This is a genomic window from Flavobacterium laiguense (assembly GCF_003097655.1).
In the GTDB taxonomy this organism is placed as follows: Bacteria; Bacteroidota; Bacteroidia; order Flavobacteriales; family Flavobacteriaceae; genus Flavobacterium; species Flavobacterium laiguense.
On record NZ_QCZH01000027.1, the window covers coordinates 1 to 24,364 of the forward strand.

Genomic DNA, 24,364 nt, shown 5'->3' on the forward strand with positions numbered 1-24,364 from the left:
TTAAAACGGCTGTCAATTCAATATGTCTAGGAACGTGTCTTCTTGTTTTTTCGTCTCGTTTAACTCACATTGTGTGTCTCTCGAAGCGGGTGCAAAACTACAACTTCTATTTGTAACTGGCAAGAACTTTTTGAAGTTTTTTTTTGAAAATTTAATTTCGTTTTCTTCAAGTTTTCTTAGCAGTTTGTCAAGGAACGTTGCGCGTTTAGCGGGGTGCAAAAGTACTTCCTTAATTCCCATTTACAACCCTTTTCTTTATATAATTTCAATATTTTTTAAAACTTTTTCTTAACAATCTGATAACGCTAAATTTAGGTTTTAGCTATTTTATTCTTTTTAAGGAGTTTTCTTATAGTCATTGTTTGTTTTGCAATATTGATATTTGAATAACGCCCCTTTTTATTAATTCCATAGTATTATTTAGCGTTTAACATCAACTTTAATACATTATATAGATATCAAGTGGACACTTACTGTATCGGGAAGTAAAAGAAATTCTAAATATACCCAATACAACATCCTTAATCTTCGTCCTCATCAAAATCGGCATCGGGATCAAAATCAAAAAAATCGTCCGGATTAAAAGGGATATCATCGTCCGGGTCTTTGTCATGAGCATTTACACCGGGTGGATTGAACAGACCCCAGTCATCTTTGATGTAATTCCACACATCAAAACTCGCCACCCAGTCAATGAACAGCAAACGAAACTCATCAATTTCTTTTCGAAGCAAATCAATATATTCTACATTATCGACTCCATGATATCGCAAACTTCCGGCCTGAACGTATAATTCCCGCGCTGCTTTACGGATAATTGCTGCATTTTCCATACGTAAATCGTACAAATCAGCTGCTTCAGCACCTGCAATCTTGGCAGGGATGGTCATAGCGTCTTCCATCATAAATCGAACGGTAGTTTCTTGCAAAAATTCGTCCTCTTTTGGAATGATTTGTATTAAACCTTCAGTAAGTTTAAATATTTGTTCTGCCTTTTGATAAATAGGCAACTGCTTCGTTTTGTCTCTTTGCGGCATATTTTATTTAGTCTTTTACTTGCACTGGTATCGTTTATTGTTCATCCGTAAAAATATCAAAAAAATAGACGCTTTTGAATTATGACCAACTAAATCTTAAATGCTTCGACAGTTCGCTATTGCTCGGGTCAAGAATCACTAATCTCAAATCAAAAATCTTTCAACCTTCATTTCCCGTATTTTCATCTAAATTACTGTGATTGTCTCCACCTATGCTATAATGATTATTTTCCTCGTCTTCATTCCCTGTGTTTTCAAATTCATCATCCAAATCAGAACCTGGAATATCCAAATCCCCACCTGACATATCTTCATCGAAATCTTTTTCGTTTAGTTTACTAACATTATTGATTTCAACCGGTGCTTTCTTTTTAGAGATATCTTCTGGGTCTATTTCACTTTCTTTATGGAATTTTCTATAAATATCTTCTTCTGGAGGATACAAAAGGGAATCCGGTAATTTGGATTTATCTTTCTTATTTGGATTTAAGCCATTTGAATCTGATGTATGGTCTTGCTCTTTCATTTTGATATTATTTTACTGATTTACAACATACTAAGTTACCAATTTTAAACAAAACACTTACTAAATCCTTTGAAAAAGTTCCATATTTATACTCCTGCTCTTATATAAGCATCAAAATCTTTACTCGAAATACTGTTTTTGATCATTTTTTAATGTCTTAATCATTTTAAAACATATAAAAAAATAAGATTTATCTGTTTTTAAACAAAAATGGCGTTGCATATTTCATTCCTAAAACATAAATGGCTAACTTTAAACTACTTTATCAGGATACCGCAAAAAAAATAGTATCTACTTATGAAAGAAGCCGATTTAATCAAAATTGAAGCCATTCAAATAGCGGAAGCTTTTAATATTAAAAAATTAAGGGCTGAATTTGGAATTGAAGCTTATTCCAGTTCACCTTCCGAAATTTTTTATACTTTGGGGAATAAAAAAAGATACCTCTATATATTTGATTATGGAGTAGTTGTTTTTGCTAATTATACAGAAGCCAAAAAAAAAGAACTTATCAATTTTCTCCAAAATTATACCACTACTGCTGTCCATTTGGATTTATTTGAAGAATATCGAATAGAAATTGATAAAACCATATCAAAAGTAGTCATCAAAAACGACTATGTTTTGGTGCCCTATGTTGATCCTTCCGTTTTAAGGATAGTAATGCTTAATATTGGGCAGTCTGTTGCCTTAGACTATTATGAGATTCTTACCAATGAGCTCATCAGCTCTTCTAAAGAATACATATTGGAATTAGAACTACACGGAAAACTAAGCATTTCTAAAATTAATTTACTCAAATATATCGGCAAAGTATTGAATGTTAAAAACAGCATTGTTGATAATCTTTACATACTTGATGACCCCAATTTAGTATGGGACAATGAAGAACTCAATTTATTAAACCGTCATTTAAAAACAAATTTTGACATCAATCCGCGTTTCAAGGATCTTGATTATCGACTCGGCATTGTTGAAGATAATCTTAGACTTTTTACAGATGTTCTGAATGTACGGGAAAGCTCAAGATTAGAATGGATTGTGATTATACTAATCTTTCTGGAGATAATGATCGCATTACTTTTTCACTGATTTTTTTAAGCTCTAGTTTTGCAATAGCAATTTATTTTCCTTTTTTATGATAATTTAAAGTAAATAACTGGATTACCGGAAGTTTGCGTGAGGGGTAGAAGCAAGTTACCTTGTAACGCGGATGACCCGACCGCATTAGAGAAAGTGGCCGTATAGGCGCTCCTAAAAGTTGGCCTCTTTTTCTAATGTGGTCACGCCCACACGAGCTTTTGCGAACTGACAAAGTAAATAATGCTGACACTAAACGAATTTGGTTTGAGATGCTTCTTAGTTTACTTGTGAAACCACAATTAAAACAATTGCCAGTAAGGCTAAAAAGAGTCCTGTTGCATTTAGCTTGGTTATTTTTTCTTTAAAAATAACGATTCCCACAAGACTGCCTAATACGATGACTCCCATGTTCATTCCTGCGAATACGGTTGATGGATTTTCGGCAAAAGCCTGATGTGCCTTGAGGTAGAAAAATATATTACCGAAGTTGAAAATTCCAACCAAGCCTCCAAAAAGAAAACTCTTGAAGTTTAATTTAGCTTTCCTAAACAGTATTTCGTAGCCTACAGCTGTCCCCATTATAACCAACGCAATGGTAAAAACCACAAACAAAGAGGTGGTAAAGGGAAGAGTTGTATACAAGGCAATTTGCTTGAATAAGATATCGATTACTCCAAAACCCAATAATACCAAGGCTGGATAAATCCATTTGTTTTCTTGGTTTGAAGTGGGCTTTGCCAAAATGAGCAATAATGCTGGGAATCCTACTAAAAGAGCAGCGATTTTAAGGGAAGTAAAATGCTCCCCGAAAAGAAACCAAGCTGCCAAAATAGGAATAAAAAGGGATAATCGTTGTGCCGCATCGGTTTTTACTATTCCCATATATTTGATGGATGCCACCAGAAAAAGAAATACCGATGGCAAAAAAACACCAAGAGCGGTATAGATCCCCCAAGGTGATGTAACGTCTAAGGCTCCTAAATCTGGACTAAAAAACAAATAACAAAGGACAAGAGCTGCAGCATAATTGGCAGCTACAATTTGAATCGTACTTAACGAATAAACACGGGTAAATTTAAAAATCACACCAACAGTTACACTGCAAATAATACTCAGAATCAAGAATAGCATAGTTCTATATTTATCCCGCAAAAATACAGTTTATATGTGTAATGATTTCTGGAAATTGTTTTTCGGAGCCTTAAATAATGCCAATATAATTTTATATGACTGTCCGTAATGCGTACCAAGAGTGTTTTTCATCAATTTGATTATAATCCGTAAACTGCCGAAGGTGGTATAATGCGCTATTTTCAACATATTCTAAATCAAACTCCGTTTTTATCTGCGTTTTCGTTTTAGCGAATCAGTATAATCCGTGTTCCATTCTCCGTTTATGTATTTTGGGGATAAGTCACGGATAGTCATATAATTTTATTAATCAACCCGTTGGGTGTAATTCTGTTTAAATAAAAAATAAACCACATAGATACATAGATTTATAACTAATAATTAAAGAAAGAATAGAAAATAGCACTATTTTTCACATAGATTGACTATGTGAAAAGTGAAACATCTATCAAACTCTTTTCAAAAACTAAAAATTATATGCTTCTATGTGGTAAAAAACAATTACACCCAACGGGTTAATCACTCTTTAACCAACCGGTAATACTCATTCTAGTATTTTGGGTAACTAAAACCTCATGCACCAATTCGTCACTTTTAAAAAAAACGGTTTTGCCTTGAGTAGGGCTAATTTTTTGATTGTTATCCAGTTGATGAATGAGTAGCTCACCCCCATCGCTCTCTTGCCAATCACTGTTTAAATAGCTAATCATAGAATACTTTCGACTTGGGTTGTTCTTAAATTGATCGAGATGCTTTAGATAGAAATCACCTGCTTCATATAACGAGTAATGAAATTCATACCCTGTAATTCCAGCATAACAACTTTCGTTCAAATAAAGTATAAACGCTTCTATTTGCGCAAAAAATTCATTCTCGAAAGCATTATTGTGTTTTTTGTCAAGCCAATAAATGGAATCGCTTCGAATAGCTCCATCGTATGACAGCTTCTCTGAATTGCCAATCCCAGCAGCAGCTAATTGACTACTTTCATTTAAAGCGAATAAATTCTGTTTTAAGTTATTGGCCAAATCATTACTCAAAAAGTGTTCAGATATGCCTACTTTATTTTCAATATAAGTAGCAATCAAAGCCTCAAAGCTGTTTTCCATATCCAATTGTGATGGACTGAAAATAGTTCCAACGGGACAAGGTAGACTAATTAAAATCAGCATTACGATATTTAAAACAAAATAAACACAAAGCACTGATAATCAATAATTTTTTGTTAAATTTAATCCTTTTTTTTAACTAAATATTTTAATAAATATGAAAAAATGTATTTCAATTGTATTGTTGATCGCGACAGGCATCACGTACTCCCAAAAAAAATCAAATGGCACAATTTATGTAGAGCATCCCGCTATAACCACCGTAGAGGCTATGACCCAAGCCTTTGTTAGTGGAGACGCAAACAAAGTTGCCAGCTACTTGGCTGATGATTTTAAATCATATAGCGGAACTACAACAAATAAGGATGATAAAGGAATGAACAAAGAGGCATTCTTAAAGAGTGTAAAAACATGGAAAGACAATATTGACTATCCAAGCATTAAACGCTCAAAAGGAGCTTATCCTGACGCGCTGGAATATAAAGATGCTGATCAAAAAGATTTAGTTTGGGTACAAACTTGGGAAGATGTAAAAGGAGTGCAGAAGGAAACGGGCGTAAAAATTGACAGACCTATACACCGTTTATTTACGGTAGATAAAAACAATAAAATCAAAATGATGATTAACTATTCTACAAGTACTGTTAGCGATGAAATCAATCAAAGTTTTGCAGAGAGAACCAATGGAAAAATCTACAATCATCATGAAAACATCAATACGGTTCGTAAAATGGTTCATGCCTTTGAAAATAAAGATTTTGATAAATCCTATAGCTTTTATGATGAGAAAGCTACTTTTAGTGATATCAATTCAATCGATATTAATAAAGAGTATACATTGACCGAACAAAAAGAAAATGATAAAAAAATATTCGAAATGTTTGATATATTGAGTATTGATCAAGTAGGATACCCCGATTATTTACATTATGAATTGGATGATGCAAGAGTAGTTCAATCGTGGTGGAAAATTAGGCTAATCCGAAAATCGGATAAGAAGAATATTGTGCTACCTATGATGTTTATAGATACTTTTAATGATAAGGGCAAAATAATTTCCGAAATCGCTTACTATAGTCAAATATTATTGGAGGCTAAATAACATTTTAATAAAACCAGAGTTCGATTAGCAACTCTTTGATTGATAATCGAACTCTGGTTTAAAAGTGATTCCAAAACCATTGGACTAACAATCGCTTTTGCTCAAAAAAGTTTAAAGACTCAAAATAGTTAGTCTACTTTTTTAAAGACTAACTCCATTCCTGATGGATTGCTTAATGTCAAACGCATATTTTCTACTTTATAACCTGTTGTACTTTGCAATGCTTTAAGAAATTCGTTTTCTTTATTATTCGCACCACATGCCATTCTTGTGGTAATGGTGTTGGAAAATCGAAGCAATCCTTTTTCGAAGAAAATTGCCCCATTCATGCGATTACAGCCCGCAAATCCGATGAATTGATTGGTTGAACTGTTTATTTCAAGATTAGGCAATTCTTTATTGAAGTTGGTCATGCTTACCGCTTCTCCATGTAATTTTTCTAAAACCCAAATATCATGCAAACGGGGATCAGTTACATAACTCCCACAACCATTGAAGTTCGTTGAGTTATTATCTTTCTCAATTTCAATTCGAACAGAATAAGGAGATTTGTCACCAGACATAGTGTTTATGCATTCTTGCTGTTGTATTTGAATACTCATTGTTCCTTTTGCGGTAGCGACACGATACATTTTTACATTGGCATCCATAGCTCGAATGGGATCTACATGGGTACCTTTTATCGATTCAAAACCAAGTTTAAGAGAAGTAAATTCGATAGCTTTCTCGGATATTTTGAGGCTCCAATCGGGTTCATTACCATTCGCTCTAAAATAAATCCCTTTCTCCAAATTTTCCATTTGTTGTTTGTAGGCAAATGTAGGCTCGGTCTGCACAACTTCTTTCGGTGCTGTTGCACTACTTTTGCAACTTACAATAAATAAAACAATTGCAAATAATCGAATCCATTTCCACATAATTTTCTATTTAAAAATTTAAAATTACTTAAACGTTCCATCCACATAAAACCAACTTCCGTTTTCTTGTTTAAAAGTAGAAAACTCATGATGCACTTGATTCACATTATTTTCATCCAAAAAATAAGCTTTAAACTCCACTGTATTTTCTGTAGCTGAAATGATTTCGAGTTTTTGCCATTGATTGGCTGTTGCCCAATTCAAAATTTCTTCTCGCGAATAATATTTCCTTTCAGAACTATGTGTAGTTTCCAATAAATAATCGGCTTGATGGATTGCATAGGCCGAGTATCTCGATTTCATCAATGCCAAAGCCGTAGGTGCTTTTTGGTCACCATTAATATAAAGATTACAGCACGATTCAAAAGGTTCCGAAGAACCACAGTAGCATTTATTAAGAGTCATATTTCTTTTTATAAAAAACGAATCAATACCATTATAATTGTCCGTCAAGCGAAACTATTCTTTGATGTAATTGATTCAATAATACTTGATATCTACTAATCTCCATAAGCTCCTCATCCTCATCGGTATGATCCAGCATCTCATCTAATTCTTCGCTAACTTCCACTAATTTATTGTTGGCTTCTCTCCCATTTTTACTGGCAATAAGATCAATTATTTCCTGAACACCGCTTTTTAATTCGCTAAATTTATTTTTATCCATAATGTCGGTGTTTAATTGTTCTCTGAAGACTTACCTTCATTGAATTTTTTAGTAATCTGTTTTAGCTTTTCTTTACGATCCATCGCTGCTTTTTTGGCTTTATCTTGTGCTTTATGCAGTTTATCGTTGTGTTTTTTGATGTTCCCTTCGTTATTTCTACTCATTGTATTTCTCTTTTTATTTCTTCCAATGTTTTATTGGTAAAAATTAGTTCCTCTATAATTTCCTTGCGTAATTCATCAATATCGTCATAGTCAAAATACTTGGCCCACGAGGTAAGTTCAAATAAATTCCGAATTTGTTTGATTCTTTTCGCTGTATCAAAACTCGTTCTCAGTATAGCTTTCGAATCGTAATTTGGGTTCTTTTTATGTTGATAATTAGCAGTGTTCTTAACGTAATTCGCTTCTAAATAATACAATTCTTCTTCCGCATTATCGGGATAAAATTCGTTCCAAGCCGCAAATCCTATTTTAAATTTTGAATCCGTTTCGGGCTCCATCTGCTCCAAACGCCATTTACTGTTGGCCAAACGCCCCCAATGATTCGACAAGCGATACATACCGTTCTTGGTATAATAATATTTACTCCCCGATTTACTGTCATACTGCACCGGCATACCTTCAATCCTTTCAGGAAGCACTTCATGAAAAACACAAAACGTATTTTTGAAAGATTTTGGACTCGGGCGAAACACTTTTTCCATAAAACAAAGGTAATCACAAACTGCCGTATCTACCAAATCAATTCCAAAATCAACCCAAACATCATTCGTTTTCAAAACCATTTGGGCGTGACCGCATTAGGAAAAAGGCCTACTTCTAGCACCGCTTATTCGGCCTCTTTCCTAATGCGGTCGGGTCATCCGCGTTACAAGGTAACCAGCTTCTACCCCTCACGCTCACGCGATAACCATCAGTACAAACCCGAAAAAAACCAATTCCGAAAAACCATAAATAAAACCACATCAACTACAAAACCAAACAACTGAAATTCAAAATAATCTAAAAACGACATATTCGCACAAACCAATCTGCGTAAATCTGCGTGCCATTTTTTCATCGCCATTTATAAAACTAATCAAGTTTGACAAATTCATGCACATTCAATAAAACCAAATCCTTCATTGTAATTCCAATCCCGCAATAATTCCCAATAAATGCTTAACTTTGTACCCAGATTTATTTTAAATACAGAGATTATGACCAAAGCAGACGAAGAAAGAATGTTACAAAAAGGCGTTTTTACAGGAATAATGGAGCAAGATGAGAACAACAATTATTTTTGTGGTGTGTATCTTTTAGACTTCAAAATGGCTCAAAAACACAATTTAGGCGATTGGATTACCATAAAAAGTATCATCGAAAACCCTAGTGATATTAGCTATAACAAATATCCAAAAAAGTCAAAAAACTTTGATAAAGCCAACAATAAGCCTCAGCAATAAGCTATTACAGCATTAAACACATTGAAAAAAATCAAAAAAAGAAGTGCTTTTTTTGATTTTTTTTTTCGTCTAAACTAAAAAGTTAAAAAAAAGTGTACCTTTGCAAAAAATTGTCGATTTTCAGCCAAATAATTTTGGTTGAATAGTAAAAGACAAGTAGTTACCTTATTTATGAAAAAAATAGTTGAATACCGCAAACTGCTTAACGTAGAAAAAACAGTAGAGCTTAAAGAATTAAAAACTATCTATCGCAATGCGATGAAAGATGCGCATCCGGATAAATTTCAAGGGGATGATGCAGGATTAAAAGCAGCTGAAGAAAACAGTAAAAAAATTATTGAAGCCTACCACTTTTTGGTAAGTATCAATCCTGAGACAGTTAAACAAAACTTACCAGAGTATACTGAAACGATCTCTACATCAACAATTACAGATTATAAATTCGTTGAAGGTAGATTAATTATCAATTTCTCAAACGGAAGTGTTTATGAGTACATCAGTGTACCAAAAGCTACTTACGTAAAAATGGTCAATGCAGAATCTCCTGGAAGATTCGCTAAAAGACACATTCTTAACGCCTTTACTTGGAGAAAAACAATCAATCAAGACTAGTTTTCACACCATTTCAAATACAAAAGCACTCTTTAACGAGTGCTTTTTTTTTGCTTTAAAAAACAGTAAACAATCACTCTTCCTTCCAAAAAACACCTCAAAATAACATTTAACACCCTGACTGTTAATAACTTTGTTGTTTTCAACAATTGTTAATCTTGCGATTTCAATAAAAATTCACTCTTAATACTCGGAACTGAATTGCCATTTCGATTTGTTTTTTTTTTAAAATAAACATAAATTATTGAAAATCAATAAAATAGATAGCTTAAGCATCAAGTTTTAAATTCGACTATAACTTATGCAAAGCGAATAATTAGTATGTCAAATTAATATTACAAAAAAACCAGTTGTTAACTTTATTTTAATCAGTTATTGTATATATTAGCCAACCCGATACTAACATTAACCTAACCAAAAAAAATGAAAGACCAACACAATCTGTACGAAAGGCAATACGCCAAAGCCAAAGAAACCTTGAAAACACTGGAAAAGCAAAAATCTGAAATTGATTTTAAACTAGATTCAGATCCTATTTGTTCACACTTGCACAAAGAATTAAGAACAGTCAATCTTGACATAAAAATAACACTAAATGAGATTGAACACGTTGAATCTCACATATTTAAATGTGAAGTATAATTCTAGAAAAACATTTTAACAATTTAAAAATTTCAGTCTAACAACAAATCTATTTTTAAGCAAATATTTTCAAACATCAAATACACTTTTTGCTATTAAATTAATAGTAAGAAGTGTATTTCGATTTTAATCCAAATTATAACATAAATTTAGGGTCTAAAGTTATTGTTAATTTATAAATTTAAATACTTTTGTAACCTTAAATCAATTAACTAATTAAAATGAAAAAAATTATTTTATTTCTTAGTGCTGCAGCAATCTTAACTTCTTGTAGCAAAGATAAATACACAATTTCAGGAACTGCTACTGGATTTGAAAATGGAAAAACAGTTATTCTGGAAACTCAAGATGAGAAAGGAATGGGATTAATTGCTGTTGACACAGTAAAAATAGAAAATGGTAAATTCGAAATTGAAGGAAAAGTGGCTGAACCAGCTTTTCATACTTTACAAATCGAAGGAGCTCAAGGTAAAATTCCATTTATACTTGAAAACGGAGATATTACTATCGTAGTAAACAAAGATACTATTCAAAAATCTAAAATTTCTGGAACATACAGTAATGACGAATTCGTTAAATTCAATGAAGAGCTTACTAAAGTTCAAAAACCATTAATGGATTTTCAAACGAAGAACATGCAGACAATGCAAACTGCTCAACAAACCAAAGACACTGCTGTAATCAATTCATTGATGAAAGAATATTCTAAAATTCAAGCTGAAATTGGTGTTACTTCAAAAGCTAAATATGTAGATTACGCTTCTACTCATCCAAAATCTTTTATCAGTGTTTTAATCATTCAAGGAATGAGCAGTGACCCAACTGTAGATTCTAAAAAATTAGAATCAATGTTTAATGGTCTTGATGAATCTCTAAAAAACGCTAAACCAGGTAAAGCCGTAAAAGAAAAACTTACTGCGATGAAATCTCCTTCTGTTGGTGCTACAGCAGCTCCAGCAACTAAATGAAGGACTGATTTCTCTGCTCCTAATCCTCAAGGTAAAACAATTACCCTCAAAGAAAGCTTAGGAAAAGTAACAATCGTTGATTTTTGGGCTTCATGGTGCGGACCGTGTCGAAAAGAAAACCCTAATGTAGTTGCGATTTATAATGAATTGCATTCCAAAGGACTTAACATAATTGGTGTTTCTCTAGATGAAGATCCTGCAAAATGGAAAGAGGCTATAGCTAAAGACAAATTAACTTGGACACAAGTTTCTAATCTTAAAGGTTGGGAAGATCCAATTGCTAAACAATACAAAGTAGAATCAATTCCGGCAACTTTCATTCTTGATCAATCAGGAAATGTAGTAGCACAAGATTTAAGAGGCGACGAACTTAAAGCAAAAATCATAGAATTATTAGGGAAATAACCCCTTTTGATATTCAAAAATAAAAAAATCTCCCTAGTGGAGATTTTTTTATTTTCAATAATATTTAGCTCTCAAAAACAGTATTACAAGATTTAATACTATATGACTATCCGTGACTTGTACCAAAAATATATAAACAGACAATGGAACACGGATTATACTGATTCGCTAAAGCGAAAACACTGATAAAAACGGATTTTAATTTAGAATGTGTTGAAAATAGCGGATTATCCCGCCTTCGGCAGTTGACGGATTATAATCTAATTAATAAAAAACACTCTTGGTACTCATTACGGATAGTCATATAATACTATTTAGCTCAAGTCAAGCGCATGAGTTTTAAAAGCAATCTCCGACAAAAGAAAACGTAGGTTTGCCCTGACCCATTAACCTTAGAAATTACCTCGATAACTTTTAAATTGTTTTCCGCAGATTTTGGGGATTTAGCAGATTACAATTTGCTTGATAAGCTAAATCTGCGAGAAGTTAAAACAATAAAATCAAAAGCAAAATGGTATCATTAGGTACATAGACTGAACAAAAAAACATAGAATTATCCGTAAAACTACCCCTTTTTGCATTCCAAAATAAAAAATATCTCTACCGGCTATTTTTTATTTTATTCAATACCAATGCATTAAAAATAATACTAAAATAATACTAAAATAAAGTGCAAAAAAAGTTTGTAGAACTAAAAACAGTCTCTATATTTGCACCCGGATAACGCAATAAGCGTTACCAAATACGGCCAAGGGGAGATACTCAAGCGGCCAACGAGGGCAGACTGTAAATCTGCTGACTACGTCTTCGTAGGTTCGAATCCTACTCTCCCCACAAAAACGCTTCAAGAAATTGAAGCGTTTTTTTTTGCATAAAAAACAAAAAAAATCCCACCTCATTTTTTCAAACAAGATGGGAAATTTTAGATCTAAAAAATCTAAACTTTATTCCAATTTAAAACTCACAGCAACATTGGCTACAATTTCAATTTCTCCCACAGCCATCGTTTCTCTTGTTGCGGCATCTTCCTGAGCACTCATAGCACCTTTCATAGCTGCATATACGGGTTGTGGGTAATAATTTTGTGAACTATCTGTTATAACTACCGCCAATCCTATTTTTTGCCCTAAAACTGACACATAATCCTCTGCTTTCATTTTAGCCTCTTTCATAGCCAGTTTTCTTGCGTCAGATTGGTATTGCGCCAATTTTGACGACTGAAACGTTACATTGTCAATTCTATTCACTCCTTGGTCAACCAAACCTTCCATCAAAGCATCATACTTTGCCAAATCTCTCAATATGATCTCAATAGTTTGGGTAGCAATATAACTCGTTTTTTTCTTTTCATAATCGTATTGCGGCATTAAGGAAACTCTTTTGGTCTTATAATCTGCCGGAGCTAAATTCATACTCTTAACCAGCTTTAAAACCGTTTCCATTTGTTGGTCATTCAGTTTTTTTACCTCTTTACTATTATTCCCCTTTGTTTCTACTGTTGCCAAAATTAATGCCTGATCGGGAGTTACTTTTACTTTTCCTTCTCCAGACACATTTATCTGTGGAATTTGTTTTGTTTCTTGACCGTAAGTCAAAACTGTAAATAGACAAGCGATTAATACCACTACTTTTTTCATAATTATTGATTTGAATTGATTTGAATTGGTTTAATTTGAATTTTAAATTTTTCCCATTTTTTCCATCCCGAAAAGAATCACTATCGGAATAGCCAAAAGCACGACCATTAAAGTATGCTCTTCCAGTAATTGAGGATTACTCAGAAGTGTGATTAAATAACCACCCATAGCCCCTCCAAAATGAGCGGTATGGCCAATATTATCATTCTTGGCTCTCATTCCATAGATAGAATACAACAAATATAGGATTCCAAATAAGTATGCTGGAATTGGTATAACAAAAAACAATCCCAACATCATATCGGGACGCAATAAAATAGCTGAATACAATACACCTGTTACTGCTCCCGATGCCCCTACTGCACGATAATTATAATCATCTTTATGAAATAACATCGTCAATAAACTACCGAAGATTAAGCTTCCGAAATAGACCAATACAAATGAAAAAACACCCAAATAACTAATAACTACGGGAGCAAAAAAATAGAGTGTCAGCATATTAAATACCAAATGAGCCATATCAACATGCAGAAATCCCGAAGAAATCATTCTAATATGCTCTCCAGCCCGAATACTCCCTACATGAAATTCATACTTTCTAAAAAAAGAAAAATCATTAAATCCTTTATAACTTATAAGTACATTAGCAACAATAATCCCAATCAAAATGATATTCATAAAATGTAGGTTTTTAAATTTTAGTGTAAATCTAATTAATATTATAATTTCTAATGACAAAGAAATCATAAACTATACGATTTAGTTTTTATTACTCTATATTTGGCGAAACTAAAAATATGAAATCGCCATAACAACAGTTGTCGCAAACGCCTATGAAGATTTAGCGATACCATATTCCAACAAAAACAATATTATCTACATATGAAATACATTATTTATCTGATTACATACCCTTTTTTATGGTGTATTTCAATACTTCCCTTTCCATTACTCTATCTTTTATCGGATTTTATTTTTATCATAGTATACCACATCATCGGTTATCGAACAAAAACAGTTAGGGAAAATATGGCTCTGACTTTAACTCATTTGTCAGAAAAAGAGCGATACATTATAGAAAAAAAATTCTACCATCATCTGTGTGATTTATTTCTGGAAATGATAAAAACAATGACTATCTCTAAAGAAGAAATATGCAAAAGATACGTTTTTAAGAACATAGAAGTTTATAAAGAAATAGAAAAAAAAGAAAAAAGTATTGCTATTATGTGCGCCCATTATGCCAGCTACGAATGGGCTATTTCACTGAATTATCACTCGAAATATAAAAGCTATGGTATTTACAAAAAAATAAGCAATGATTATTTTGACAAATTAGTCCATAAAATTCGATCCAAATTTAAAGCAATCCTTATTACTACCAAAGAAACAATACCAACAATAATTAATAACAACAACAACAACATATTATCCGTTTACGGCTTTGCAAGCGACCAATCCCCGAAAGCAAACACCGCTTTTCATTATGCAAAATTCATGGGCATTGAAGTTCCCGTACATACTGGAGCCGAAATGCTGGCTAAAAGATACAATATGAATGTTGTGTTCTTGCAAACCAAGAAAATAAAAAGGGGGTATTATGAAGCCTCCATTGAACTACTTTCAGAAAACAGCAGTGAAGTTCCAAATTATGAACTAACTGATCAATTCCTAAAATTGGTTGAAAAGCAAATCTATGAGGCACCAGAATATTATTTATGGACTCATAAGCGATGGAAACACAAGAAATAGCCTGAAAAAATACAGCCAAAACAATAATTCTCAAATTACAGCCAATTCGAAAATTAAATATTTAATTATATTTGCATAAATTTTTGAATACATGCAATACCTTGTCTATTTACTAGTATACCCACTCATTTGGATAATTTCGATGCTTCCTTTTCGAATATTATATTTCTTTTCCGATTTTGTTTACATAATAGTTTACCGAATAGTTCGCTATCGAAAAAGGACAGTTCGTAAAAACCTTGCCTTGGCCCTACCTCATTTATCAGACAAAGAGCGATTAATCATCGAGAAAAAATTCTACCAACATATGTGTGATATGTTTCTTGAAATGATAAAAACAATGAACATTTCTAAAGATGAAATTTGCAAAAGGTTTGTTTTCAAAAATATCGAAGTTTATAAAGAACTTGAAAAACAAGAAAAAAGCATCGCTGTAATCTGCTCTCATTACGGCAGTTACGAATGGATCATATCCATGAATTACTATTCTGATTTTATTGCCCACGGAATTTACAAGCAACTTAGAAATCCATATTTCGATAAATTAGTTCATAAAATACGTTCTAAATTCAATGCGAAATTAATCACTACCAAACAAACAATTCCTACTATAATTGAAAACACTAAAAACAATGTGTTGTCTTTATACGGTTTTGCAAGTGACCAGTCTCCTAGGTTAAACTCAGCATATCACTGGACAAAATTTATGGGAATAGAAGTTCCCGTCCATACGGGTGCAGAAATGCTATCCAAGCGATACAATATGGCTTTAGTTTATCTGAATACAAAAAAAGTAAAACGTGGACATTATGAAGCGACTCTCGAAATTCTTTCAGAGAATCCAATAGAAGTTCCAAACTATGATCTTACGGACCAATTCGTAAAACTTTTGGAAAAACAAATCTACGAAGCTCCAGAATATTATTTATGGACGCATAAAAGATGGAAATTCAGGAGATAGCAGATTGCAGATTAAACATAAAAAACACCTTTTCAAGATAAAATTTCTGAAAAGGTGTTTTTTATTTCTTAGCGACTTAGAATCTTAGTGCTTGGCAACTTAGTATTTAGATCCTCATAAAGAAAACCAATTCTTCACCAGTTCATCTTCTAATGACTGCGCTTTATTATGCACAAATTCATTGGTATCCTTATTGTAATTGTAATCTAGGGCCCAAGTTTTATGATTTTCGGCCAAAGCTTTGATGCCGTTGCAAACGTATTCTATTTCAGCTGATGTCGTAGTAGGATGAATCGACATTCTAATCCAACCTGGCTTTCCAATTAAATCACCCAAGGTAATTTCGTCTATCAATCGATGCGATGTTTCCTGATCTACATGCAATAAAAAATGACCGTACGTACCCGCACAACTACAACCGCCACGGGTTTGGATTCCGAATTTATCATTCAATAATTTCACACCCAAATTAAAGTGTAAATCTTCTATAAAGAAAGAAATCACCCCTAATCTATCGTGATGTTGACCCGCAAGAATTTTTATATTGGAAATATTTTCTAATGATTCAAAAACATAATTCACAATTTCGTGTTCTCGTTTCAAAATATTTTCAATACCCATTTGCTCCTTCAACTGAATCGCCAATGCCGTTTTGATTACTTGAAGAAAACCAGGAGTACCTCCGTCTTCCCTATCTTCTATATCATCGATGTATTTATGTTCTCCCCAAGGATTTGTCCAAGACACAGTTCCTCCTCCAGGACAATCCGGAACCATATTGTGGTATAATTTTTTATTAAAAACCAAAACCCCAGAAGTTCCAGGCCCACCAAGAAATTTGTGTGGCGAAAAGAAAATAGCATCCAAATACGATTCTGAATCTTCGGGATGCATGTCAATTTCCACATAAGGACCTGAACAGGCAAAATCTACGAAGCAAACCCCGTTATTTTGGTGCATCAGTTTGGCTGCTTGATGATACGGCGTTCTAATTCCCGTTACATTCGAACACGAAGTTATCGAGGCAATCTTATAGGTTCTATCTTTATATTTATCCAATAAAACAGTGAGGTTTTCTAAACTAAAAAGACCATCTTCTGTTGAAGGAATCACTTCTACATCGGCAATCGTTTCTAACCAAGAGGTTTGATTAGAATGATGCTCCATATGCGAAATAAAAACGATTGGTTTTTTATCAGCTGGAATAGCAATAAAGTCTTTTAAATTTTCAGGCACTTTTAATCCCAAAATTCTTTGAAATTTATTGACTACACCAGTCATTCCGGTTCCATCGGTTATCAAAACGTCATCTGAATTGGCATTGACATGATGCTTGATAATGTGACGGGCATGGTGATAGGATTTGGTCATAGCCGTACCAGAAACAGTAGTTTCCGTATGGGTATTGGCCACAAAAGGACCAAACTCATTCATCAGCTTTTCTTCGATAGGACGATACAAACGACCACTGGCCGTCCAATCGGTATAGATAATTTTTTGTGAACCGTAAGGTGATTCAAACGTTTGGTTGATTCCTATTATGTTGTTGCGAAATTGTTGAAAGTATAGCTCTAACTGTGTTGTTGATTCGGTTGTAGTCATTATCAATTGTGTTTGAGGCAAATTTACTCTTTTTTTGTTGAATTGAAAATGAGGTCGTTTGTTTATTGTGCCTGCTTGAATTTTTATTATTTTATCCTAGATGTTGTGATTTTTATGTCGGCGGTCGCCCAGCTTTTTTCTATAAGTTTTTCAATCTCTTTGGCTTTTGTTTTATTATTCATTTTTTCATAGGCAAGTTGGAGTCCGTGATGCGCCCATCCGTTTTTTGGCAATCGCATTAAATCGGCTTCAAGCGTTTTTACGGCATCCTGATATTTTCCAGCTTCTATTTGTACCGCACCCAGATGGTGTCTCACGGAAAAGAACCAATCCGGCGGTTCGTTATAATTTAGGGAGTCCTCAATCCCAACCGCTTCTTTTAGCAATGCGATACTTTGATTGTAATTTTTTTCACTTGCAGCTATTTCGGCCTTCAAAACCCGTTTGGCTATTTGTAGTAAAGTGGAAACAGAATTTAATTCCCAAATTGTTATTTGTTCCAGTTTTTTATCTTTGGCTATTACTTCGAGTTGAAGCAGTTCCTGCTTGGCTTTTTTTAGATCATTTTTCCCCAAATAAGCCATGCCTCTTGCATAATGCGCAACGGCAACGGGGTATTTTAAAGTGTCGGTAACCAATTTCATTTTAAGAATGTCATCCCATTTCCCAAACTTAACCGCGACATAATAGGGAATCACATAATAATGTTGAAGCGTTCCCCAGCCAGGTTCCGTCATGGTCTTCGGATGAACATGTTTCGACACCTGATTGGCGCCTATCATTGCCCATTTGCTATTGCCTTCTAACGTTGCTGTCCCGGCCATGAAATGGTAATTGTGCGGATAATAGGCCAAAGGATAAGCACCTTGCGCATGACACATGGTGACATAGTTACTGTCCACTTTTACGGCATTAATGTTGGCCATTGTGCCTTTATGATATTCACCGGTTCTAATGTAAATATGTGAGGGCATATGAACCAAATGCCCGGCACCCGGAACCAATCCGTCATCAAAGGCTTTTGCCGAATTATTGCCTCGCTCCGGAGTGTTTGATGCCTCTACGGCATGTATATAAAAATGGTTTGCCCCAATATGTTTGGGATCCTTTTTTAATATTTTTTCCAATATGGAAACGATTTCCGGTGTCCATTTCTTTGACGTTCCGTCTTTTTCGTATAAATCCCAAGGATGTAAATCCATGATAGATTCCGCATACAGTGCATTGATGTTGGTATCTTCTGAAAACTGATTATTTACATTCTTCATCGCGGCAGCATAGGCAATATCCAAACTGCTTCTATCTTCAATGGGTTCTGCAACATATCTTTTAGCCAATGCATTTATTAATGCTTTCTCCTTTTTAGAATTTTTATCTAAAAGCGTTATTGCTTTTTGGATGGCCTTATAGGCTCTTTCGTAATTGTCCGGTTCCATTCCTGCATTATAATTTGGACCAAGAACATAAGCAAATCCCCAATAACACATGGCACATTCAGGATCCAGTTTTGTCGCATAGTAAAAAGAACGCGCCGCTTCGGCATGGTTGAAGCCATAGGCAAGAGCCAATCCTTGATTGAAATACTTCTGGGCTTGAGCATTTTTGGTGGTTATCGGATAATCAATAACATCGAGCCCTTTAAAAATCGGAGCTTTACTGTTAGTTAAATACCAGTCCGAATCAGTGGTTTGTGGCGCACACCCGTAAGAGGATTTTTTAGCTTGGTTAATTACTGCATCCTCATTTTTTTGAGGCTCTTTTTTACAGGAAAAAATAAATATAACCACGATGAATATTAAAATTTTTCTCATGACCTTTTTATTTGATTTACAAGTTTTTACAAGTAAATTTACAAAAATATGAGCAGCAAATTACGATTGTTGAAGTTTAATCATTTCAGTTCCATACGTTATGGAAACATCATCTGAATTAGCATTGACATGATACTTAATAATGTGGCGGGCATGGTGATAGAATTTGGCCATTCCGTTTTGCCTATCAATTGTTGTATTTCAAAGATACATTTCATATTTTTAACTTCGTCAAAGAGATGAGCCCCGATTATTTCACTTTACGTCTATTTTCATAGGACTTCAGTGAACTTTGTTTATAGCGAAAACAATATCTCCAAAAGAATCCCAATCTTTCGTTCTAAAACAAAACCCCTTCAGAGTTTTGAACTCTGAAGGTGTTATTTCTATAAAAAAGTGGTTCTAAATCCCAGCCACAGCCTTTATCTCGTCAATAATTCGCAAAGCCAAATCATCTGCCAGTTGTTGACTAGATGCTTCCGTATAGATACGAATAATTGGTTCGGTGTTTGATTTTCTTAAATGCACCCAGTTTTCGGCAAAGTCAATTTTAACTCCATCGATAGTGGTAATATCTTCATTTTTGTATTTTTCAGTCATAGCAACAAGAATCGCATCAACATCTATTTGTGGTGTCAATTCAATTTTGTTTTTACTCATATAATATTCGGGATACGAAGCACGCAAAGCCGAAACCGACATTTTTTTGTTGGCCAAATGTGTCAAAAACAAAGCCACACCTACCATACTGTCACGACCATAATGTGATTCTGGGTAAATGATTCCGCCATTACCTTCTCCTCCAATGATGGCATTGTTCTTTTTCATCAATTCCACTACATTTACTTCACCTACAGCACTCGCTTCGTAAGTTCCGTTGTGTTTGTTCGTTACATCCCGCAAGGCACGGGAAGATGACATATTAGAAACTGTATTTCCAGAAGTTTTACTCAAAACATAATCAGCACAAGCTACCAAAGTATATTCTTCGCCAAACATTTCTCCATCTTCACAAATAAAAGCCAAACGATCTACATCTGGATCTACAACAACACCTAAATGCGCTTTTTCTTTAACTACTAACTCAGAAATATCGGTTAAGTGTTCTTTTAAAGGTTCTGGATTATGAGGAAAATGCCCGTTAGGTTCACAGTATAATTTTACCACTTCAACACCCATCAACTCCAATAATTTTGGAATAATAATTCCTCCTGATGAATTTACACCATCAACAACTACTTTAAACTTGGCTGCTTTTACGGCTTCAACATCAACTAACGGCAAGTTCAATACTTCATCGATATGAATATCCATGTAGGCATCATTTTGAGTAATTTCGCCTAAATTATCTACATCCGAGAAATCGAAAGCTTCATCCTCGGCAATTTGAAGAATTTTTTCTCCTTCAGCACCATTCAAAAACTCTCCTTTTTCATTCAATAATTTCAAGGCATTCCATTGTTTTGGATTATGAGAAGCCGTTAGAATAATACCACCATCCGCTTTTTCCAATGGAACCGCAACTTCAACAGTTGGTGTTGTAGAAAGCCCTAAATCAATTACATCGATTCCAAGACCTATAAGTGTGTTTATAACCAAATTGTGAATCATAGGCCCAGAAATACGGGCATCACGACCTACAACAACGGTTAGCTTGTCTTTTTTTGAATATTCTTTCAGCCATGTTCCATACGCCGAAGCAAATTTTACGGCATCTACCGGAGTCAAATTGTCCCCAACTTTCCCACCTATGGTTCCTCGAATTCCAGATATTGATTTTATTAAAGTCATTTAATTTATGTTTAAAAGTTTATGAGTTTAGAAGGTTTAGATTATTTGAAAGCAAATATAATTAAACTTAAACAATTGCATAATGGGTTTATTCAAAGTATTTTCTAAATTTACAAAACCTAAACTTTCTCAACTTCCTAAACTCATAACTTACTGAATGAATTTCCTAGCTCACATTTATTTATCAGGAGACAATGATTTGATAAAAATCGGAAACTTTATGGCCGATGGTATTCGTGGAAAACATTTTGAAGGTTATCCTTTAGAAATTCAAAAAGGAATTATTTTGCATCGATTTATAGATACTTATACGGATGCACATCTTGTTTTTAGAAAAAGCACCAAACGGTTACACGAAAAATACCATCACTATGCTGGAGTAATTGTAGATGTATTTTACGATCATTTTTTGGCAAAAAATTGGAATCACTATTCCGATGAAAATTTAGAATTATATGTTGCCCGTTTTTACCAATCATTGCAGGACAATTATGAGTTTTTATCCGAAAGAACCAAAGGAATGATGCCTTATATGATTAATCAAAATTGGTTAGTGAGTTACCAAACCACAGAAGGGATTAATAGAATTTTAACCCAGATGGACAGCCGAACCAAAAATGAGTCGAAAATGCGGTTTGCCACCCATGAACTTATTGAATACTATACCGATTTTGAACAAGAGTTTACCACTTTTTTTAAAGATTTAAAAGAACAATCCCATCAAAAATTAATAACGCTATGAGAAAATACATCCTACTACTTACAGTCCTTTTTTTAAGCTGTAAATCGAATGAAAAAATAGTCGAACCTACAGGTTTAGTAACGTCTAAAGCTATGGTGGTTTCGGCACGGGAAGAAGCTTCCAAAATTGGAACAGAAATCTTAAAAAAAGGCGGGAATGCCTTTGATGCCATGGTTGCCACAGAATTGGCTTTGGCGGTAAGCCATCCTCAAGCAGGAAATATTGGAGGCGGAGGATTTATGGTTTTTAGAAAAGCCAATGGAGAAACAGGAGCTTTGGATTACAGAGAAAAAGCACCATTGTCAGCATCAAAAGACATGTATCTCGATGAAAAAGGAAATGTTATAGAGGGAAAAAGTACTGAAACCGCTTTGGCTTCTGGGATTCCAGGAACAATTGCCGGTGTATTTGAAGTACATAGAAAATATGGTTCCTTACCTATAAGTGAGATTCTAAAACCTATCATTGCTTTAGCGGAAAGAGGTGTGGTCGTTACTCAATATCAGGCACAGAATTTAGCAGAGCATAGAGCTTTGATTATAAAAGCAAATGGACCCAATAGTCTATTTTCGAAAGTGTATAAAGTAAATGATACCATCAAGTATTTAGCTTTGGCTGAAACCTTGAAGCGAATTTCAAAAAATGGTGCAGCTGAATTTTATAAAGGGGAAACTGGACAAAAATTAGTTTCATTTTTAAACAAAAAAGGGGGAATTATAACTCTCGAAGATTTAGCAACATACCAAGCGAAATGGAGAACTCCAATCACTTTTAATTACAAAGATCTAAAGATTATTTCTATGTCACCCCCAAGTAGTGGCGGAATCTGTTTGAATCAAATTATGAAAATGATTGAACCTTATGATCTCGCCGAAATGGGACATAATAGTACGAAAGCCATTCAGGTAATTACTGAGGCCGAAAGAAGAGCCTATGCAGATAGAAACTATTTCTTGGGAGATCCTGATTTTGTAAAACTTCCATTGAAAGAAATGCAAGATCCAACTTATTTAAAAAACAGAATGAGTGATTTTTCATTCGATAAAGCCACAAAATCGGCCGATATTGCTCATGGTGCAATTCAAGGTTACGAGAGCAAGCAAACTACTCATTATTCGATTGTAGATGCTGAGGGTAACGCAGTTTCAGTCACTACAACTTTAAATGACAATTATGGTTCGAAAATTTATTGTGATGAATTGGGTTTCTTTTTAAACAACCAAATGGATGATTTTAGTGCCAAACCGGGAGTACCCAATTTATATGGACTTACAGGAACTGAAGCCAATAGTATTGCTCCTCAAAAAAGGATGTTGAGTTCTATGTCACCAACTATCGTTGAGAAAAACGGAAAACTTTTTATGGTCGTTGGAACTCCAGGAGGATCAACTATTATTACTTCGGTTTTGCAAACGATTTTGAATGTCTATGAGTTTAATTTGAGTATGCAAGAAGCAGTCAATGCTCCTCGTTTTCATCATCAATGGTTGCCTGATGAAGTTGTTTTTGAACCCAATTCCTTTACAAAATCATTACTCGAAGATTTAAAAAAGAAAGAATATATCATCAATGAGAAAAACAATCAAATCATTGGCCAAGTTGATGCGATACTGATGCTTCCAAATGGAAAACTAGAAGGAGGAGCTGATAAAAGAGCCGATAATAAAGCGGTGGGGTTTTAGATTGTAGATTTTTTCCCTATTGTCATTGCCATTGACATTGATATTGACATTGATTTTTTTATTATATGAATTTTATATCCTCCTTAGAAAAAACATTTAAATATAATAGTAATGTCGAGAATGCTGTTGCCATGTCAAAATACATGAGAAATCTTTTTCCTTTTTTTGGAATAAAAACAAATGACAGAAGACAAATTTTAAAAAAATTATGGAAAGCAAATCAGCAGGAAGTTTCTCTAAACGTCAGAGAAATTGCCCTAGAATTATTTCAAAAACAGCAGCGGGAATTTCACTATTGTGCCGTTGAAATTCTGATACAAGAACTAAACAGAAAATACATAAAAGAGGATATTCAACTTATCGAAAAATTAATTATTACTAACTCATGGTGGGATAACGTCGATTTCTGGCCAAATATCTATTGGGAAACTATTTATTGCAATTCCCTGGAGAAACGGATTCCGTGATTTTAAAATTCTCCTCTTCCGAAAACATGTGGCTTAATCGATCTGCCATTCTTTTTCAGTTGAGTTATAAAGATAGAACAAATTTTGATGTATTAAAATTGGTCTGTGAGAAACACAAAATGTCAACCGAATTTTTCATACAAAAAGCCATTGGCTGGGCGTTAAGGGAATATGCAAAAACAAATCCTAAAGCCGTACGGAGTTTTGTTGCCCAAACAGTTTTAATGCCTCTAAGCAAAAAAGAAGCCTTGAAAAATCTAAGTTAAACTA

Annotated in this window: 26 protein-coding genes, 1 tRNA gene and 1 pseudogene; 14 read left to right on the forward strand and 14 right to left on the reverse strand. The window is 34.0% G+C overall.

Annotated elements, in window-relative coordinates:
- Positions 1–521: 521 nt before the first annotated feature.
- Both DB891_RS15905 and DB891_RS15910 read right to left on the reverse strand, forming a co-directional pair.
- Entirely contained in the window at positions 522–1,037 is a 516-nt protein-coding gene (locus DB891_RS15905) for a hypothetical protein (protein ID WP_116764571.1), read from the reverse strand.
- Between the two features lie 160 nt (positions 1,038–1,197).
- The gene (locus tag DB891_RS15910) at positions 1,198–1,563 is read right to left on the reverse strand and encodes a hypothetical protein (RefSeq protein WP_116764572.1); all 366 of its coding nucleotides are present in this window, start codon (positions 1,561–1,563) and stop codon (positions 1,198–1,200) included.
- A gap of 297 nt (positions 1,564–1,860) precedes the next feature.
- Between DB891_RS15910 and DB891_RS15915 the strand changes: the two genes are divergently transcribed.
- Positions 1,861–2,655, forward strand: coding sequence for an RMD1 family protein (locus tag DB891_RS15915; protein ID WP_116764573.1), 795 nt, complete (start codon positions 1,861–1,863; stop codon positions 2,653–2,655).
- A gap of 267 nt (positions 2,656–2,922) precedes the next feature.
- On the opposite strand, the gene DB891_RS15920 is transcribed toward DB891_RS15915, so the two are convergent.
- Both DB891_RS15920 and DB891_RS15925 read right to left on the reverse strand, forming a co-directional pair.
- Entirely contained in the window at positions 2,923–3,777 is an 855-nt protein-coding gene (locus DB891_RS15920; RefSeq protein WP_116764574.1) for a DMT family transporter, read from the reverse strand.
- 515 nt (positions 3,778–4,292) lie between these two features.
- Positions 4,293–4,949, reverse strand: a complete 657-nt coding sequence (locus DB891_RS15925; protein WP_223256125.1) for a 2OG-Fe(II) oxygenase — start codon at positions 4,947–4,949, stop codon at positions 4,293–4,295.
- Positions 4,950–5,043: 94 nt separating this feature from the next.
- Between DB891_RS15925 and DB891_RS15930 the strand changes: the two genes are divergently transcribed.
- The gene (locus DB891_RS15930; RefSeq protein ID WP_116764575.1) at positions 5,044–5,988 is read left to right on the forward strand and encodes a nuclear transport factor 2-like protein; all 945 of its coding nucleotides are present in this window, start codon (positions 5,044–5,046) and stop codon (positions 5,986–5,988) included.
- A gap of 128 nt (positions 5,989–6,116) precedes the next feature.
- On the opposite strand, the gene DB891_RS15935 is transcribed toward DB891_RS15930, so the two are convergent.
- Genes DB891_RS15935 through DB891_RS15955 form a run of 5 tightly spaced genes read right to left on the reverse strand, consistent with a single transcriptional unit; the run spans position 6,117 to position 8,278 of the window.
- On the reverse strand, positions 6,117–6,905 hold the full coding sequence (locus tag DB891_RS15935) for an META domain-containing protein (protein WP_116764576.1): 789 nt from the start codon (positions 6,903–6,905) through the stop codon (positions 6,117–6,119).
- A 24-nt stretch (positions 6,906–6,929) separates the two neighbouring features.
- The gene (locus DB891_RS15940) at positions 6,930–7,310 is read right to left on the reverse strand and encodes a YchJ family protein (RefSeq protein ID WP_116764603.1); all 381 of its coding nucleotides are present in this window, start codon (positions 7,308–7,310) and stop codon (positions 6,930–6,932) included.
- Positions 7,311–7,341: 31 nt separating this feature from the next.
- Positions 7,342–7,572: a hypothetical protein gene (locus DB891_RS15945; protein WP_116764577.1), complete on the reverse strand. Its 231-nt coding sequence runs from the start codon at positions 7,570–7,572 to the stop codon at positions 7,342–7,344.
- A gap of 11 nt (positions 7,573–7,583) precedes the next feature.
- Entirely contained in the window at positions 7,584–7,736 is a 153-nt protein-coding gene (locus DB891_RS15950; RefSeq protein WP_116764578.1) for a hypothetical protein, read from the reverse strand.
- A complete protein-coding gene (locus tag DB891_RS15955; protein WP_116764604.1) occupies positions 7,733–8,278 on the reverse strand; it encodes a hypothetical protein in 546 nt (181 codons plus the stop codon). Before DB891_RS15955 ends, DB891_RS15950 begins: the two co-directional genes overlap by 4 nt.
- Before the next feature lie 495 nt (positions 8,279–8,773).
- On the opposite strand from DB891_RS15955, the gene DB891_RS15960 reads away from it, so the two are divergent.
- The 6 genes and pseudogenes from DB891_RS15960 to DB891_RS15980 all read left to right on the forward strand — a co-directional run bounded on the left by DB891_RS15960 (position 8,774) and on the right by DB891_RS15980 (position 12,480).
- A complete protein-coding gene (locus tag DB891_RS15960; RefSeq protein WP_116764579.1) occupies positions 8,774–9,019 on the forward strand; it encodes a hypothetical protein in 246 nt (81 codons plus the stop codon).
- A 171-nt stretch (positions 9,020–9,190) separates the two neighbouring features.
- The gene (locus tag DB891_RS15965; protein WP_116764580.1) at positions 9,191–9,631 is read left to right on the forward strand and encodes a KTSC domain-containing protein; all 441 of its coding nucleotides are present in this window, start codon (positions 9,191–9,193) and stop codon (positions 9,629–9,631) included.
- 423 nt (positions 9,632–10,054) lie between these two features.
- Positions 10,055–10,273 (forward strand): hypothetical protein, encoded by a 219-nt coding sequence (locus tag DB891_RS15970; RefSeq protein ID WP_116764581.1) that lies wholly within the window; start codon positions 10,055–10,057, stop codon positions 10,271–10,273.
- Between the two features lie 221 nt (positions 10,274–10,494).
- Positions 10,495–11,241, forward strand: coding sequence for a DUF4369 domain-containing protein (locus tag DB891_RS17640; protein ID WP_189337159.1), 747 nt, complete (start codon positions 10,495–10,497; stop codon positions 11,239–11,241).
- A gap of 18 nt (positions 11,242–11,259) precedes the next feature.
- Positions 11,260–11,646 (forward strand): annotated as a pseudogene (locus DB891_RS17645) (TlpA family protein disulfide reductase); the annotation flags it as partial.
- 752 nt (positions 11,647–12,398) lie between these two features.
- Positions 12,399–12,480: transfer RNA gene (locus DB891_RS15980), tRNA-Tyr, on the forward strand.
- Positions 12,481–12,590: 110 nt separating this feature from the next.
- Here the strand turns inward: DB891_RS15980 and DB891_RS15985 are convergent.
- Both DB891_RS15985 and DB891_RS15990 read right to left on the reverse strand, forming a co-directional pair.
- The gene (locus tag DB891_RS15985) at positions 12,591–13,283 is read right to left on the reverse strand and encodes an SIMPL domain-containing protein (protein ID WP_116764582.1); all 693 of its coding nucleotides are present in this window, start codon (positions 13,281–13,283) and stop codon (positions 12,591–12,593) included.
- Between the two features lie 42 nt (positions 13,284–13,325).
- Positions 13,326–13,964, reverse strand: coding sequence for a rhomboid family intramembrane serine protease (locus DB891_RS15990; protein WP_116764583.1), 639 nt, complete (start codon positions 13,962–13,964; stop codon positions 13,326–13,328).
- A 174-nt stretch (positions 13,965–14,138) separates the two neighbouring features.
- Between DB891_RS15990 and DB891_RS15995 the strand changes: the two genes are divergently transcribed.
- Positions 14,139–15,038: a lysophospholipid acyltransferase family protein gene (locus tag DB891_RS15995; protein ID WP_223256126.1), complete on the forward strand. Its 900-nt coding sequence runs from the start codon at positions 14,139–14,141 to the stop codon at positions 15,036–15,038.
- A 91-nt stretch (positions 15,039–15,129) separates the two neighbouring features.
- Positions 15,130–15,999, forward strand: coding sequence for a lysophospholipid acyltransferase family protein (locus DB891_RS16000; protein WP_116764585.1), 870 nt, complete (start codon positions 15,130–15,132; stop codon positions 15,997–15,999).
- Between the two features lie 114 nt (positions 16,000–16,113).
- Here the strand turns inward: DB891_RS16000 and DB891_RS16005 are convergent, their stop codons facing one another.
- The 3 genes from DB891_RS16005 to glmM form a co-directional block, all read right to left on the reverse strand.
- On the reverse strand, positions 16,114–17,601 hold the full coding sequence (locus DB891_RS16005) for an aminotransferase class V-fold PLP-dependent enzyme (protein WP_116764586.1): 1,488 nt from the start codon (positions 17,599–17,601) through the stop codon (positions 16,114–16,116).
- A gap of 86 nt (positions 17,602–17,687) precedes the next feature.
- On the reverse strand, positions 17,688–19,412 hold the full coding sequence (locus tag DB891_RS16010) for a tetratricopeptide repeat protein (RefSeq protein WP_116764587.1): 1,725 nt from the start codon (positions 19,410–19,412) through the stop codon (positions 17,688–17,690).
- 402 nt (positions 19,413–19,814) lie between these two features.
- Positions 19,815–21,203, reverse strand: coding sequence for a phosphoglucosamine mutase (gene glmM / locus DB891_RS16015; protein ID WP_116764588.1), 1,389 nt, complete (start codon positions 21,201–21,203; stop codon positions 19,815–19,817).
- Positions 21,204–21,360: 157 nt separating this feature from the next.
- Between glmM and DB891_RS16020 the strand changes: the two genes are divergently transcribed.
- The 4 genes from DB891_RS16020 (at position 21,361) to DB891_RS17910 (ending at position 24,360) form a co-directional block, all read left to right on the forward strand.
- Entirely contained in the window at positions 21,361–21,945 is a 585-nt protein-coding gene (locus DB891_RS16020) for an acyl carrier protein phosphodiesterase (RefSeq protein WP_116764589.1), read from the forward strand.
- Positions 21,942–23,627 carry a gamma-glutamyltransferase gene (gene ggt, locus DB891_RS16025; protein ID WP_116764590.1) on the forward strand — a complete coding sequence of 562 codons (1,686 nt, stop codon included), beginning with the start codon at positions 21,942–21,944 and terminating at the stop codon, positions 23,625–23,627. Before DB891_RS16020 ends, ggt begins: the two co-directional genes overlap by 4 nt.
- Positions 23,628–23,692: 65 nt before the next feature.
- Complete coding sequence (locus DB891_RS17905) at positions 23,693–24,094, forward strand: DNA alkylation repair protein (RefSeq protein ID WP_116764591.1); 402 nt, start codon at positions 23,693–23,695, stop codon at positions 24,092–24,094.
- Positions 24,091–24,360, forward strand: a complete 270-nt coding sequence (locus DB891_RS17910) for a DNA alkylation repair protein (RefSeq protein WP_262497842.1) — start codon at positions 24,091–24,093, stop codon at positions 24,358–24,360. The genes DB891_RS17905 and DB891_RS17910 overlap by 4 nt, the downstream gene beginning before the upstream one ends.
- The last annotated feature ends 4 nt before the right edge of the window (positions 24,361–24,364 follow it).